Annotated in this window: 12 protein-coding genes; 10 read left to right on the forward strand and 2 right to left on the reverse strand. The window is 60.6% G+C overall.

Features of this window, described 5'->3' with window-relative positions; all coding sequences use genetic code 11:
* Positions 1–72: 72 nt before the first annotated feature.
* From KYT87_RS15080 to KYT87_RS15125, 10 genes are all read left to right on the forward strand, one after another.
* The gene (locus KYT87_RS15080; protein ID WP_219990233.1) at positions 73–2,715 is read left to right on the forward strand and encodes a type VI secretion system Vgr family protein; all 2,643 of its coding nucleotides are present in this window, start codon (positions 73–75) and stop codon (positions 2,713–2,715) included.
* Entirely contained in the window at positions 2,715–3,554 is an 840-nt protein-coding gene (locus KYT87_RS15085; RefSeq protein WP_046807704.1) for a VRR-NUC domain-containing protein, read from the forward strand. Before KYT87_RS15080 ends, KYT87_RS15085 begins: the two co-directional genes overlap by 1 nt.
* On the forward strand, positions 3,551–5,122 hold the full coding sequence (locus KYT87_RS15090) for a type VI immunity family protein (protein WP_219990234.1): 1,572 nt from the start codon (positions 3,551–3,553) through the stop codon (positions 5,120–5,122). The genes KYT87_RS15085 and KYT87_RS15090 overlap by 4 nt, the downstream gene beginning before the upstream one ends.
* A 10-nt stretch (positions 5,123–5,132) precedes the next feature.
* The gene (locus KYT87_RS15095) at positions 5,133–5,966 is read left to right on the forward strand and encodes a VRR-NUC domain-containing protein (protein ID WP_219990235.1); all 834 of its coding nucleotides are present in this window, start codon (positions 5,133–5,135) and stop codon (positions 5,964–5,966) included.
* Complete coding sequence (locus KYT87_RS15100; protein WP_219990236.1) at positions 5,963–7,531, forward strand: type VI immunity family protein; 1,569 nt, start codon at positions 5,963–5,965, stop codon at positions 7,529–7,531. Before KYT87_RS15095 ends, KYT87_RS15100 begins: the two co-directional genes overlap by 4 nt.
* A 10-nt stretch (positions 7,532–7,541) precedes the next feature.
* On the forward strand, positions 7,542–8,381 hold the full coding sequence (locus tag KYT87_RS15105) for a VRR-NUC domain-containing protein (RefSeq protein ID WP_219990237.1): 840 nt from the start codon (positions 7,542–7,544) through the stop codon (positions 8,379–8,381).
* Complete coding sequence (locus tag KYT87_RS15110) at positions 8,378–9,694, forward strand: type VI immunity family protein (RefSeq protein WP_219990238.1); 1,317 nt, start codon at positions 8,378–8,380, stop codon at positions 9,692–9,694. Before KYT87_RS15105 ends, KYT87_RS15110 begins: the two co-directional genes overlap by 4 nt.
* A gap of 347 nt (positions 9,695–10,041) precedes the next feature.
* The gene (locus KYT87_RS15115; protein WP_219990239.1) at positions 10,042–11,100 is read left to right on the forward strand and encodes a type VI immunity family protein; all 1,059 of its coding nucleotides are present in this window, start codon (positions 10,042–10,044) and stop codon (positions 11,098–11,100) included.
* A 27-nt stretch (positions 11,101–11,127) separates the two neighbouring features.
* Positions 11,128–11,961 (forward strand): VRR-NUC domain-containing protein, encoded by an 834-nt coding sequence (locus tag KYT87_RS15120; RefSeq protein ID WP_219990240.1) that lies wholly within the window; start codon positions 11,128–11,130, stop codon positions 11,959–11,961.
* On the forward strand, positions 11,958–13,034 hold the full coding sequence (locus KYT87_RS15125) for a type VI immunity family protein (RefSeq protein ID WP_219990241.1): 1,077 nt from the start codon (positions 11,958–11,960) through the stop codon (positions 13,032–13,034). The genes KYT87_RS15120 and KYT87_RS15125 overlap by 4 nt, the downstream gene beginning before the upstream one ends.
* A 77-nt stretch (positions 13,035–13,111) precedes the next feature.
* On the opposite strand, the gene KYT87_RS15130 is transcribed toward KYT87_RS15125, so the two are convergent.
* Both KYT87_RS15130 and KYT87_RS15135 read right to left on the reverse strand, forming a co-directional pair.
* Positions 13,112–14,041, reverse strand: coding sequence for a CysB family HTH-type transcriptional regulator (locus KYT87_RS15130; RefSeq protein ID WP_046807699.1), 930 nt, complete (start codon positions 14,039–14,041; stop codon positions 13,112–13,114).
* A gap of 9 nt (positions 14,042–14,050) precedes the next feature.
* A complete protein-coding gene (locus tag KYT87_RS15135) occupies positions 14,051–14,401 on the reverse strand; it encodes a VOC family protein (RefSeq protein WP_046807698.1) in 351 nt (116 codons plus the stop codon).
* Positions 14,402–14,554 lie beyond the last annotated feature (153 nt).

The raw sequence follows: 14,554 nt of genomic DNA on the forward strand, positions 1-14,554 counted from the left end.
AGAAGTTCTATAGACGGCCGGGTAGCGGCCTGCGCAAGATGATCAGTCAACCTGACTCGTCCGGAGGCGCCTGTGTCATCGCACGCGAACGATTTTCGTTTTAGCTTTACGCCCGCCAGTGGCGCGGCATTCGACGTCATTGAATTCACGCTGGACGAGGCCCTGTCCGAGACGTATCGGCTATGCGTGGAGTTGTCCAGCTTTGATCCCGCGGTAGATTTCGGCGCGCTGCTGGATCAGCCGGCGCTCTTCACGATATGGCGCGGCGCGGTGGCTGTGCGGCACGTGCACGGCATCGTCACCGAATTTGTCCAAGGCGACACGGGCTTTCGGCGCACGCGGTACCGGCTGGTGCTGGAACCGTCTTTGGCGCGCGCCGCGCTGTGTTCCGATTGGCGCATCTATCAGCATCTGTCCGCGCCCGAGATCCTGGCCGACGTCATCAAGCGGCAGGGCATTACCGACTACGAACAGGTGACGACGCAGGAACACCTGCCACGCGAATATTGCGTGCAGGCCGGCGACACCGACTTGGCGTTTCTGGACAGGCTAGCGGCAGAAGAAGGCTATTTCTATCGCTATGCGCATTCGGAGCATGGGCACCGCCTGATTCATGGCGACCGGATTTATATCCACGGCGAGATCGCGGGCGGACCGGTGGTTTACAACCCGATGCCGGGAGGCGATCAGGCAGAACCCGCGTTGCATCGGTTTTCTTATGCCGAGCGCGTGCGCACCGCCGTGCAGACGCAGCGCGACTACACCTACACGCATCCGCGCTACAGCCAGGAACATTCGCCGGTTGCATCGGATCTTTCTCATCAGGAAGCCCGCTACGAACGCTACGACTACCCCGGCCGGTACAAACGCGATGAGGCGGGTCAGCCGTTTACCCAGACGCGCTTGCTGGGCCGCCGCCGCGATGCGCGCGTGGCACTGGTCGAAGGGGATGACGCGCGCTTGATTCCTGGCGTGGCGTTCGATCTCGTGGGCCATCCTCGTGAAGACTGGAACCATGGTTGGCGACCCGTGCGGATGCAACATCGGGGCGTGCAGCCGTCGAGCCAGGAAGAAGAAGGATCGGGATCGCAGGGGGGGACACAATACCGCTACACCGCTGAACTGGTACCCGACAAGGTCGATTGGAAGCCCGAGCCCTTACCCAAGCCGCGTATCGACGGCCACCAGATGGCCACGGTGGTCGGCCCGCCCAATGAAGAAATCTATTGCGACGACTGGGGCCGCGTCAAAGTCCAATTCCCGTGGGATCGCGTAGGCGAGCACAACGAACATAGCTCGTGCTGGATTCGCGTATCGCAGAACTGGGCCGGTGCGCAGTGGGGCCACATGGCGATACCTCGCATCGGACAAGAGGTCATCGTGCAATTCGCAAACGGCGACCCGGACCAGCCGCTGATAATCGGCAGGACTTTCCGAGCGACCAATCTGCCACCCTATGAATTGCCACGGCACAACGTCCTGAACACGATCAAGAGCAAGGAATTCCGGGGCAATCGCGCCAACGAATTGCGCTTGGATGACACGTCCGCACAGATCAGCGCGGCGTTGATGAGCGAACACGGCGACACGCAGCTGCATCTGGGGTATCTGACGCATCCGCGTCCAAGCGGTGGGCAAGCTCGCGGTGAAGGATTCGAACTGCGCACGGACGAACATGGAGCGCTGCGGGCGGCGAAGGGGTTGTTGCTGACGGCCGAGACGCAACTGCACGCCAAGGGCGGGCAGTTAGATAGATCCGATATCGTCGCGGCTTTGCAAGCGGCGCTGGAACTTGCCCGCAACCTGGGGGATTACGCCGAGAAGCATGAAGGCTTCGCCCACGACGCCCAGCCGCAGCAGTCACTATCGGATGCGGTACGCGACCTGGGCCACGGCGCCAACAACCAGTCGGACGGGAGCGGCCTAGGCGACGTTGGCGCCATCGCGCTAAGCGCGCCAGCCGGCATCGCCGCCGCCACGCCGGCCGGCATCGTGATGTCGGCCGGTGGCAATGTGGACAGCGTCGCGCAACAGCATCAGCAGGTCAGCGCGGGCGACAAGATCGTGCTGAACGCGGGCGGCGATGTAGGCCTGTTCTCGCAAAGCGGCGCGCTGCGACAGATCGCGCATCAAGGCGAAATGCTGCTACAGGCGCAGCACAACGCCATTCGCATCCAGGCCGATCAAAGCGCGGAAATCACGTCCAGCAAACAACACGTGCTGGTCGCCGCCGACAAACACATCACGCTGTTGTGCGGCGGGGCGACGATCAAGATTGCCGACGGCAACATCGAACTGGGCATGCCGGGCACGTTTACGGTGAAGGCCGCCTCGCACAATTTCTCAGGCCCGGGCGGCCAAAGCGCCGCCCTGCCCGTCTTCAAATCTCCCGACGTCGCTGCCGGCGACTACGCCGGCCGGTTCCGCCTGCACAAGACCGACAACCGCCTGTTCGAACGTTATCGGTACCGCGTCATGACAGGCGCCACGCTGCTCCTGGAAGGCACCACCGACAACGACGGCGCGACGGATTTTCTGGACACCCCGCGCGCCCGCGACGTGCAGACCTACAAGACGATCATGCGCGAGGACCAGAAGATCCCAGACGACCCTGGGCAGCTCGCCGAGCGTGTCGACAACATCAATCCGCATCACGCCGAGCACGGACCGATGGACGAAGCTTTTCTGGATTCCCACGTTGAAGGAGACCTCTGATGGCCGCCCCCGCCGCCGCAGCCGCCCTCGTCTGGGGCTACCGAGCCTATCGCGCCTACGCCGCGCACGAAACGGCTCAAACCGCCATTGAAACCGCCCAAACCTTGGCGCAAATCAATGAACGCAAGAAGGAAGTCCAAGCCATCCTTAAAGACACGATTCAGAACATGAAGGAAGAAATCGACGTCAAAAGCTCCACGTTTGTGCGCACCGGCGGCAACAGCACCGTGTCGCGCGGACGCAGCGAACACGTGACCTACCGGCAATACATCGAACGCAAGATCCCCTTTCGGCCAGTGATCAGCACGGTATGCCAATGGGCGCTGAAGTCACCGTTGACGGTGCCCCGACGTCTGCGCAAGAAGATCCGGGGCGAATTCATCGACACCACGATAGATATCGCACTGAAACAAACCACCGCGTCGTTGGTGTTTGAAGTGGTTGATGACTTGTTGAAATGGGAAAGCCCGCTCAAGGCGGAGCCGGTCTACGACGGCACGTCTTACAAGGCGATGCTGGGAGAGCCTTCCACACGTCCGAAGCGCATCAGCGAGGTATTCCCCTTCTGGCCCCGCCCTAAGGGCAGCCTGGCCCCGGATCTTGTAATCGTTGAATACAGGCAGCAGCCGTTTGACGTGGGCAACGTGTTCGCGGCGGTGGAAATCAAGTTTCCGAAGGACTGGGTAAAGCGCGACCAAATGAAGGACTACGTCAGCTTGATGGGCGGTGACGTCCAAAAGGTTGTGCTGCTTCGAGTACCGGAAGACTGCACCGGAGCTTCCGGCTCGGCACGCACATCCGGCACAAAACCAGGCCATTCAAGCCGGAGCGGAAAATGAGTACTACCCACCCATTGATCGACGATCAGGATCTGGCCGGCATGATCGAAGACCTGAAAAAATGGCCGAACACTGCCATTCACAACGGGTCTTTTGAACTGTCTGTCAGCCCATTTCTCACCTTCTATTTCAACTACGACCGCGATCAATATCAGCGCACAACGCTGGACCTGATCGACGTGCACGAGTCGTTTGAAAGCCTGTTAGGCCATCCTTACACGGTCGCGACACACCCGCGTTCAGAAAGACCCCATCGGTACGGCTCGCAGCGCCTGGGCGAACTGCGAGACTGGGCCCGGAAAACTCCCGTAGACAAGAATTTCACCGTCAACTTTACGGACGAAGCCGAACACAAAAGCTCGCCCACCCGTGGCGCATATCTATGGAGAGCTTCCGACTGGGGCGGTGGCGACCAAAACTATTCATCGCTTCAGCTCTATTTTCGATGGCGCTGGTGGTTGGCCAACAAAGAGGCGTGGCGGCAATTCGTCCTTGACGCCATCGCTCGGTTAAAGCCGGCTCAGGTCTACAGCGGCTTTGCGATGGCGAACCCGCTGGAGTTTGGCATGCGCTCGGAGGTAGCCGTGTGGGATCGGGCGCTGACGCCGCATTTCTATGGCTTGGACACGGATGACACGTTCGGCATGACGTTCATGCCACAGCTGCCTGCCGGCATACGGCCGCCCACCTGGGGCTTCTTTCTGTCCGACATTTGGCGCGAGAAGCTGGACATCTCGCGCGACGAGGTTGTTGCCCAGCTTTCCGATTCCCGCATCCGAATCGACACCCTCGGTTGCGGCCAATGGATAGAGCTTGGCCCGCAGCCGGAACTGTATCCCGTCGAAGAAGGTGTGCCGGAACTACCCGTGTTGGCCAACCGTTTGCTTCGCCGTATCCGCCATCCTTTGCTGGATCTGGTGGGCTCCGGCGAATGGGATGGCGACCCCAACGAGCGCTTCGATCGCCGCGACACGCAGCGTTGGCTGGCCCGGTTTGACGACGACAGTGATTGGCCGACTCCTGAAATTCGAGGCCGCACCCCGGGCCCGGCGCCTGCCGAACCCACCCCCACCCATGTCGTCGTCGGCGAAGACATCCCGTCGGACGGCTGGTGGTACACGCTGGCAAAGACAGGCTCGCGCCAGTACTTCAAGGCCGGCGAGCCGGCGCCGGCCATCCATCAAGGCCCATCGCGCGGCCGCGTCATCTGGCAACGCGACATCGATCAACGCCCACCCGAAGCCGAAGCGGCGCGCCAGGCCGAAACCGGTCAGCTGGCCCCACGGGGCGGTCAATGGCGTGGCGACGAAAAAGGCGAAGTCTTGTGCGTGGTCGCGAAACATGAGGCGCTGCCCCCGTATCAAGGCCGATCCCTGACCTGGCACTGGATGCACGACACCGCCCAACGCGCCGCCGCCCGCGTGCGCTCTGGGCAGCCATGCCCCTATCCCGGCACGTGGACCTGCGAAGAACACCCTACGGGTCCAAAAACTTTCGCTTATCAAACCCCCATGCCACAAGTGAACGGGCAAGACGTGACGTGGGCACTGGTTTCTTTCTTACTTTAGGAGGCAAGCCATGGCCGCACCCGCCGCCGCAGCCGCCCTCGTCTGGGGCTACCGAGCCTATCGCGCCTACGCCGCGCACGAAGCGGCGCAAACCACCATCGAAGCCGCCGAAACCTTGGCGCAGATCAATGACCGCAAGAAGGAAGTCCAAGCCATTCTTAAGGACGTGATCCAGAACATGAAGGACGAAATCGACGTCAAAAGCTCCACGTTCGTGCGCACCGGCGGCAACACCACCGTGTCGCGCGGACGTAGCGAAAACGTGACGTACCGGCAGTACATCGAATGCAAGATCCCTTTTCGGCCAGTGATCAGCACGGTATGCCAATGGGCGCTGAAGTCGCCGTTGACGGTGCCCAGGCGCATACGCAAGAAGATACCGGGCGATGCTATTGAAACCACGATAGATATCGCGCTGAAACAAACCACCGCGTCGTTAGTGTTTGAGGTGGTTGATGATTTGTTGGCGTGGCAAAGCCCGTTGAAGGCAGAGCCGAATTACGACAAGGCCTCGCGCGTGGCCATACTGGGTGACCCGACAACCCGCCCAAAGCGCATCAGCGAATTCTTTCCATTTTGGCCACGACCAAAAGGCAGCTTGGCGCCGGACCTTGTAATCGTCGAGTACAGGCAGCAGCCATTTGATGTCGAGAACGTATTTGCGGCTGTGGAAATCAAGTTTCCGAACGATTGGGTGAAGCGGGATCAGATCGAAGACTATGTCGCGCTGATGGGTAGCAACAACAGAAAAGTGGCCTTGCTTCGCGTACCGGAAGACTGCCCGGGATACAAGCCTTCCGCCGGTAAATCGCGGCATGGCAGCCCCCCAAGGAGAACCAGATGAGCACCAGCGAGCAGTTGTTGAACGACGACGACGTGTTTGGCATGGCGACAGACCTGAAGCGATGGCCCAATACCGCAGTCAACCTCGGGGACTACGAACTTGCTGTCACGCCATACCTGACCTTCTATTTCACTTACGACCCCCGGCACCTGCTTCAAACAACACTGGATATGGTCGATATACACGAAGCCTTCGAAGTGCTTCTTGGCCGCCCCTACACCGTCGCAACGCACCCTGACTCCGAACGGCCTCATCCGTACGGCTCAAAAAGGCTGGGGGATATTCGCCAGTGGGCTCGAAAGATCCGTCCCGACAAGTCGTTTACGGTTGGCTTTACTGACGAAAAAAACTCGCAAAGCAGTCCCACCCATGCCGCGTACCTCTGGAGGAAACGGGACAGAGGAGCAGAAGTAGATTTCTCTTCCCTCCAGTTCTACTACCGTTGGCGATGGTGGCTGGACAACAAGGATGCGTGGCGAAAATTTGTTCTGGATACCATCGAGCGTTTGCGGCCGGCGCAGGTGTATAGCGGTTTTGCGTGGGGTACGCCGTTAGCGTTCGGCATGCAATCCGAAATCGCGGTCTGGCACCGGGCGCTGGCTCCGCACTTTTATGGACTGGACACCGACGATACGTTCAGCATGGCGTTCATGCCCGAGCTGCCTTCGGGCATACGCCCGCCCACCTGGGGCTTCTTTCTGTCCGACATTTGGCGCGAGAAGCTGGGCATCTCGCGCGACGAGGTTGTTGCCCAGCTTTCCGATCCCCGCATCCGGATCGACACCCTCAGTTGCGGCCAATGGATAGAGCTTGGCCCGCAACCGGAACTCTATCCCGTTGAAGACGGTGTGCCCGAGCTCCCCGTGTTGGCCAACCGTTTACTTCGCCGTATCCGCCATCCTTTGCTGGATCTGGTGGGCTCCGGCGAATGGGATGGCGACCCCAACGAGCGCTTCGATCGCCGCGACACGCAGCGTTGGCTGGCCCGGTTTGACGACGACAGCGATTGGCCAACCCCTGAGATCCGAGGCCGAACCCCTGGCCCGGCGCCTGCCGAACCCACCCCCACCCATGTCGTCGTCGGCGAAGACATCCCGTCGGACGGCTGGTGGTACACGCTGGCAAAGACAGGCTCGCGCCAGTACTTCAAGGCCGGCGAGCCGGCGCCGGCCATCCATCAAGGCCCATCGCGCGGCCGCGTCATCTGGCAACGCGACATCGATCAACGCCCACCCGAAGCCGAAGCGGCGCGCCAGGCCGAAACCGGTCAGCTGGCCCCACGGGGTGGTCTATGGCGTGGCGACGAAACAGGCGAAGTCCTGTGCGTGGTCGCCAAGCATGAGGTGCTGCCCTCATATCAAGGCCGATCCCTTATCTGGCACTGGATGCACGACACCGCCCAACGCGCCGCCGCCCGCGCGCGCTCTGGGCAGCTGTGCCCCTATCCCGGCACGTGGACCTGCGAAGAACACCCTACGGGTCCAAGAACTTTCGCTTATCAAACCCCCATGCCACAAGTGAACGGGCAGGACGTGACGTGGGCACTGGTTTCTTTCTTACTTTAGGAGGCAAGCCATGGCCGCCCCCGCCGCCGCAGCCGCCCTCGTCTGGGGCTACCGAGCCTATCGCGCCTACGCCGCGCACGAAGCGGCGCAAACCACCATCGAAGCCGCCGAAACCTTGGCGCAGATCAATGACCGCAAGAAGGAAGTCCAAGCCATTCTTAAGGACGTGATCCAGAACATGAAGGAAGAAATCGACGTCAAAAGCTCCACGTTCGTGCGCACCGGCGGCAACACCACCGTGTCGCGCGGACGTAGCGAAAACGTGACGTACCGGCAGTACATCGAACGCAAGATCCCCTTTCGGCCAGTGATCAGCACGGTATGCCAATGGGCGCTGAAGTCGCCGTTGACGGTGCCCCGACGCATACGCAAGAAGATACCGGGCGATGCTATTGAAACCACGATAGATATCGCGCTGAAACAAACCACCGCGTCGTTGGTGTTTGAGGTGGTTGATGATTTGTTGGCGTGGCAAAGCCCGTTGAAGGCAGAGCCGAATTACGACGGCACGTCTTACAAGGCGATGCTGGGAGAGCCTTCCACACGTCCGCAGCGCATCAGCCAGTACTTCCCATTCTGGCCGCGCCCTAGAGGAAGCTTGGCGCCGGATCTGGTCATCGTGGAATACCGCCAGCAACCGTTCGACGTGGACAACGTGTTCGCGGCAGTTGAAATCAAGTTTCCCAACGATTGGGCCAAGCCCGCACAGATGAAAAGCTACGTCAGGCTGATGGATGGCGATACCCACAAGGTGGCGCTACTTCGCGTACCAGAGGACTGCACCGGGTATCGCCCAGACCGGGGCAGCACGCGCGGGAAGCGCGGACATTCACCCAGGAGCGGAAAATGAGTACCACCCATCCTTTGATCAGCGACGAAGATCTGGCGGGCATGATCGAAGACCTGAAACACTGGCCCAATACCGCCATCGACAATGGGTCTTTCGAGCTGTCGATCAGTCCGTTTCTCACCTTTTATTTCCATTACGACCCCGCACAATATTTGCGCACGACGCTCGACATGGTGGACGTATACGAAACGTTCGAAAGACTGGTCGGCCGGCCTTTCACGATAGCCACCCACCCGAGTTCGGAAAGACCACATCGGTACGGCTCGGTTCGTTTGGGCGACCTGCGCGACTGGGCCAGAAAGACGCCGGTGGATAAGGCCTTCACAGTGAACTTTACCGACCAGGCGAACCACCAGAGCTCACCCACGCATTCGGCGTACCTGTGGAGGGAACCCACCATTGGTGACCAGTTGCAGTATTACTCGTCGATTCAGTTCTACTTCCGGTGGCGCTGGTGGCTGGACAACAAGGACGCCTGGCGCAAGTTCGTGCTCGACAGCATCGCTCGCTTGATGCCGGCGCAGGTCTATAGCGGCTTCGCTATGGCCAACCCTTTGGAATTTGGCATGCGTTCCGAAGTTGCGGTGTGGGACCGGGCCCTGGCGCCTAACTTTTTCGGATTGGACACCGATTATCCATTTGCCATGGATATCCCCGCGCAGTTGGGCTCCGGCATACGGCCGCCCACCTGGGGCTTCTTTCTGTCCGACATTTGGCGCGAGAAGCTGGACATCTCGCGCGACGAGGTTGTTGCCCAGCTTTCCGATTCCCGCGTCCGAATCGACACCCTCGGTTGCGGCCAATGGATAGAGCTTGGCCCGCAGCCGGAACTGTATCCCGTCGAAGACGGTGTGCCGGAACTCCCCGTGTTGGCCAACCGTTTACTTCGCCGTATCCGCCATCCTTTGCTGGACCTCGTCGGCTCTGGCGAATGGGATGGCGACCCCAACGAGCGCTTCGATCGCCGCGACACGCAGCGTTGGCTGGCCCGGTTTGACGACGACAGTGATTGGCCAACTCCTGAAATCCGAGGCCGCACCCCGGGCCCGGCGCCTGCCGAACCCACCCTCACCCATGTTGTCGTCGGCGAAGACATCCCGTCGGACGGCTGGTGGTACACGCTGGCAAAGACAGGCTCGCGCCAGTACTTCAAGGCGGGCGAGCCGGCGCCCGCCATCCATCAAGGCCCATCGCGCGGCCGCGTCATCTGGCAACGCGACATCGATCAACGCCCACCCGAAGCCGAAGCGGCACGCCAGGCCGAAACCGGTCAGCAGGACGTGACGCGGGCACTGGTTTCTTTTTTACGCTAGGAGACAAGCCATGGCCGCATTCGCCGCCGCAGCCGCCCTCGTCTGGGGCTACCGCTGTATCCCGCCTATCCCGCCCATCCCGGATATTCCGCCTATATCGCCTATATCGCCCATCTATCGACGCTACCGATAACTTGTTGTCGTGGAAAAGCCCATTGAAGTCGGAACCGAACCACAACGGAACCGCCGATCGAGCGATGCTTCGAGATCCCGCCGCATCCGCAAACCCATCGGCGACTGCTTCCCATGTTGGCAGCGAACACGCCGACAGATTTCCGGCGTAGTCATCGACACGGGCCGGCGCACGCATCAAGCACCCAGGCCCAACATTCACGCAGGAGCGAAAAATGAATACACGCCCTCCTTTGCTCAACGATAACGATCTGACGTGCAGGGTTGATGCGTTGAAGCCGTGGCCTGGTATCGCCATTGATAACGGTTCAATTCCCCTTTGGCCTCGCTTCTTTCTCACCTTCTACCTTCATTACTTGCCCGACCAGAGCTTGCGGACCACCTTGGATATGCTCGACGTACAAGATGCGTTCGCGCGACTTCTAGGACACCCTTACACGACAGCTACCCATCCCCGTTCCGAGCGGCTGCTTAGATATGGCTCGATTCGCTTGGACGAACTGCACGAGTGGGCACGCAGTTGCCCGGTTGACCAAGTGTTCACGGTGAACTTCACGGACCAGGACAACCACCAGATTTCACCCGGGCATTCTGCATATTTGCGCCGCGAACCCGCCATCGCGGGGAAAGCACCGTATTACTCATCGCTACAGTTTTACTTTTGCTGGCAATGGTGGCTGGACCACCAGCACGAGTGGCGGCAGTTCGTGCTGGAAAGCATTGCGTATCTGGCGCCCGCGCAAGTCTATAGCGGCTTTGCGGTCGCGGACCCTTTGGGAACTGGCATGCGTCCACAAGCTGCCATCCTGAATCGGGCGCTTGCACCGCATTTCTACGGGCTGGACATCGATCACCCGCCAGGCATGATGCGAGCAGCCGAACTGCCGTCCGGTATACGCCCGCCCACTTGGGGCTTCTTTCTGTCTGACATTTGGCGCGACAAGCTCGGCACCTCCCGCGACGATGTGACGGCCCAGCTTGCCGACCCGCTTATCCGTATCGAGCCCCTGGATTGCGGACTATGGATCGAACTGGGACCGCGGCCAGAGCTCTATCCCGTTCAACGGGGCGTGCCCAGGCTGCCCGCTGTGCTCAATCGCCTGCTGCGCAAGATCCGCCATCCGCGACTGGATCTGCTCGGCTTCTGCCCTCGGGACGTAGAACCCGGCAAGCACTTCGATTGCCGCGACACCCGGCGCTGGCTAGCCCGGTTCGATGACGGCAGCGATTGGCCGACCCGCAAGTCAACCATCGGGACGCCCCCGGGTTATTAGCCGCATCCCCCACATCAGGAGAACCCAATGGCCGCCCCTGTCGCCGCCGCTCTCATCTGGGCCTACCGCGCTTATCGCGCCTATGCCGCCTATGAGACCGCACAAACCGCTATTGAAGCCGCCGAGACCCTGGCGCAGAACGGTCAGCGGAAAAAGGAAGTGCAATCGATCTTGAAAGACGTGATTCAGGGGATGAAGGATGAAATCGACATCAAGAGTTCGACGTTCGTGCGCACGGGTGGCAACAGCACGGTATCGCGCGGACGCAGCGAAAACGTCACGTACCGACAATATATCGAGCGAAAAATTCCGTTTCGGCCGGTGATCAGCACGGTATGCCAGTGGGCGCTGAAATCTCCGCTGACCGTGCCGCGCCGAATACGCAAGAAAATTCCCGGAGAGATCATCGAAACCACGATTGATGTGGCGTTGAAGCAAACGACCGCGTCGCTGGTGTTTGAAGTCGTGGACGATTTGCTGGCATGGCAAAGCCCGTTGAAGGCGGAGCCGAACTATGACGGAAAATCCAACGCCGCCTATCTCGGCACTCCATGCACGCGTCCAAAGCGCATTAGCGAGTTTTTTCCATTCTGGCCACGGCCGAGGGGAAGCTTGGCGCCCGACCTCGTCATTGTCGAATATAGGCAGCAGCCCTTTGAAGTCGGCAACGTATTTGCCGCTGTGGAAATCAAGTTTCCCGATGACTGGGTCAGGGACAGGCAAATGGGCGCTTACGTACGACTCATGAACGAAGACAAATCCAAGGTCGCCCTGCTACGGGTTCCCGAGGATTGCACCGGATACCGGTCCGTCGCGAATGCCAAGTCGGATCAACAGGGAAAACCAAGGAGAGGCAGATGAGCGCCAGCGATAGTCTGATAAACCAAGACGACGTTTCCGGCATGATCGCCGACCTGAAACGATGGCCTAATACCGCAGTGGACCACGGCGATTTCGAACTCGCGTCAACGCCATATCTAACGTTCTATTTCACCTACGATCCAGAGCACTATCTTGCGGCGACTTTGGACATGATCGACGTCCACGGATCATTTGAAAACGCCCTGGGTCACCCGTATCTGATCGCCACCCATCCGGACTCCGAGCGCCCGCACCCCTACGGCTCTAAACGTCTGGGCGACCTGCGCGAATGGGCCAGAAAAACCCCGCTCGATCAAGCGTTCGCGGTCAATTTCACCGACGAAAAGAACTACAAAAGCTCGCCGACGCACTCGGCTTATCTGTGGCGAGAGCCGACGCTTGGTGAGCGTCACCAATGTTATTCCTCTATTCAGTTCTATTACCGTTGGCAATGGTGGCTGGATAACCGAGATATCTGGCGGAGATTTGTGATTGAGACGATCGAGCTTCTGAAGCCGGCACAGGTCTACAGTGGGTTTGCAATGGGCAACCCGTTGGAATTCGGCATGCGCGCCGAAGTGGCTACTTGGGACCGCGCGTTGGCCAACCATTTTTACGGCCTGGATACGGATTATCCCTTCGGCATGATGTTCAGCCCAGATCTACCCTCCGGCATCCGCCCCCCCACCTGGGGCTTTTTCCTGTCCGACATCTGGCGCGAAAAGCTTGGGATATCGCGCGACGACGTTGCCGCGCACCTTGCCGACCCCCGCGTCCGCATCGACACGTTGCACTGCGGCCACTGGATCGAACTTGGCCCGCAACCGGAACTCTACCCCGTCGAAAACGGCGTGCCCGAGCTCCCCGTGTTGGCCAACCGTTTGCTTCGCCGTATCCGCCATCCCCTGCTGGACCTGGTGGGCTCGGGCGAATGGGATGGCGATCCGAATGAGCGTTTCAATCGCTCCGACACGCAGCGTTGGCTTGGCCGGTTCGATGACGACAGTGATTGGCCCACGCCTGAAATTCGAGGCCGGACACCCGGGGCCGCGCCGCACGAACCCACGCGTTAACAACGCCCGCGCCGCATGGGCTGCATCGACCCTGCACGCTCAGCTGCTTTTCACCGAAACGCCAGCCGCACAGCCCCTCAGCCCTCTCCCTTCAGCTCCCGTTCCACCACTTCCCGCGTCAGGGTTGGGACGAACATCTCGATGAAGTGGAATGCGTAGCCGCGCAGCCAGGCGCCGCGGCGGATGGCCAGGCGGGTCAGGTTGATTTCGAACAGGTGGCGGGCGTCGATGGCGCATAGCCGCGTGTCGCGTTCGGGGTCCCAGGCCACGGCGGCCACGATGCCCACGCCCAGCTCCAGCTCTACATAGGTCTTGATCACGTCGGCGTCCATGGCCGTCATGACGATGTCCGGAGTCAGGCCGGCCCGGGCAAACGCTTCGTCGATGTGGGCGCGGCCGGTGTAGCCCTGGCCATAGGTGATGATGGGATAGCGGGACAACTGCGACAGGCTGATGCCGTCGTGCCGGCCTTCCAGCGGATGGCCGCGCGGCACGATGATGCTGTGGCTCCAGCGGTAGCACGGCAGGTTGACCAGCCCCGGATAGTTGGCGACGGCTTCGGTTGCCACGCCGATGTCGGCCTCGCCTTCCAGCAGCATTTCAGACACCTGCTTGGGCGAGCCTTGATGCAGGTGCAGCACCACGTCCGGATAGCGCTGGCGAAATTCCTTGATGACCGGCGGCAAGGCGTAGCGCGCCTGCGAATGCGTGGCCGCGATCGACAGCACGCCCTGCCGGCTATCGGCGTATTCGGCGCCTGCATGCCGGATGTTGTCCGCGCATTGCAGGATTTGTTCGACCAAGGGCAAGATCAGCGCGCCGGGCGGCGTCAGGCCGATCAGCCGCTTGCCCGAGCGCACAAAAATGTCGACGCCCACTTCTTCCTCAAGCTCGCGAATCTGCCGGCTGACACCGGGTTGCGAGGTATGCAGGCTTTCCGAGACGTCGGTCAGGTTGAAGTCCTGGCGCACGGCTTCGCGCACGGAACGTAGTTGCTGAAAGTTCATCGCGCGCCCTCAGCCCAGGAAGGCCAGTTGATTGCCGGACGGGTCTTTTACGTACATCACGCGCGGCGATGCGTCGGGCTTGGAACAGACCGGAAAATGCCCGGCCTGACGCAGACGCGCCAGGATCTCGTCGTAGGCGCGCGTCTTCAGCGCCAGGTAGTCGGGCTTGACGCCGCTGCTCAGCTCCTGGACCGGAGATAGCGACAGCGTCGCGTCGCCCAAAGAGAAAAGCAGGCGCTGGCCATCCCGCGCGGGCATCTCGTCCAGGCCGATGACGCGGTGATAGAACTCGCGCACGGCGTGAAGCCGGCGCGACAGGAATGGAAGCTGTACCGAATCGATCGAAAGAAGTGAAGTCATGCCCTGCTGCCAGCCATGGAACAGGGCAAATCTTAGTACCCGAAGGCACAACCGGACAAAGAGGTTGTAATTGCTTCTACATAGCCAGAAACCTTAAAGCGCGCCGCTTATTAGCAAATACGCGCAGCTGTTTTTTTATCGTTGCGCTGATGT

Origin of the sequence: Achromobacter sp. ES-001, assembly GCF_019448355.1 — a bacterium.
Lineage (GTDB): Bacteria > Pseudomonadota > Gammaproteobacteria > Burkholderiales > Burkholderiaceae_B > Achromobacter > Achromobacter spanius_B.

Excerpts from the sequence above, each read along its gene's own strand:
- KYT87_RS15120 (WP_219990240.1), top strand. The coding sequence starts at position 11,128 with ATGGCCGCCCCTGTCGCCGCCGCTCTCATCTGGGCCTACCGCGCTTAT.
- KYT87_RS15105 (WP_219990237.1), top strand. The coding sequence starts at position 7,542 with ATGGCCGCCCCCGCCGCCGCAGCCGCCCTCGTCTGGGGCTACCGAGCC.
- KYT87_RS15130 (WP_046807699.1), bottom strand. The coding sequence starts at position 14,041 with ATGAACTTTCAGCAACTACGTTCCGTGCGCGAAGCCGTGCGCCAGGAC.
- KYT87_RS15085 (WP_046807704.1), top strand. The coding sequence starts at position 2,715 with ATGGCCGCCCCCGCCGCCGCAGCCGCCCTCGTCTGGGGCTACCGAGCC.
- KYT87_RS15100 (WP_219990236.1), top strand. The coding sequence starts at position 5,963 with ATGAGCACCAGCGAGCAGTTGTTGAACGACGACGACGTGTTTGGCATG.
- KYT87_RS15090 (WP_219990234.1), top strand. The coding sequence starts at position 3,551 with ATGAGTACTACCCACCCATTGATCGACGATCAGGATCTGGCCGGCATG.
- KYT87_RS15125 (WP_219990241.1), top strand. The coding sequence starts at position 11,958 with ATGAGCGCCAGCGATAGTCTGATAAACCAAGACGACGTTTCCGGCATG.
- KYT87_RS15095 (WP_219990235.1), top strand. The coding sequence starts at position 5,133 with ATGGCCGCACCCGCCGCCGCAGCCGCCCTCGTCTGGGGCTACCGAGCC.
- KYT87_RS15110 (WP_219990238.1), top strand. The coding sequence starts at position 8,378 with ATGAGTACCACCCATCCTTTGATCAGCGACGAAGATCTGGCGGGCATG.
- KYT87_RS15135 (WP_046807698.1), bottom strand. The coding sequence starts at position 14,401 with ATGACTTCACTTCTTTCGATCGATTCGGTACAGCTTCCATTCCTGTCG.
- KYT87_RS15115 (WP_219990239.1), top strand. The coding sequence starts at position 10,042 with ATGAATACACGCCCTCCTTTGCTCAACGATAACGATCTGACGTGCAGG.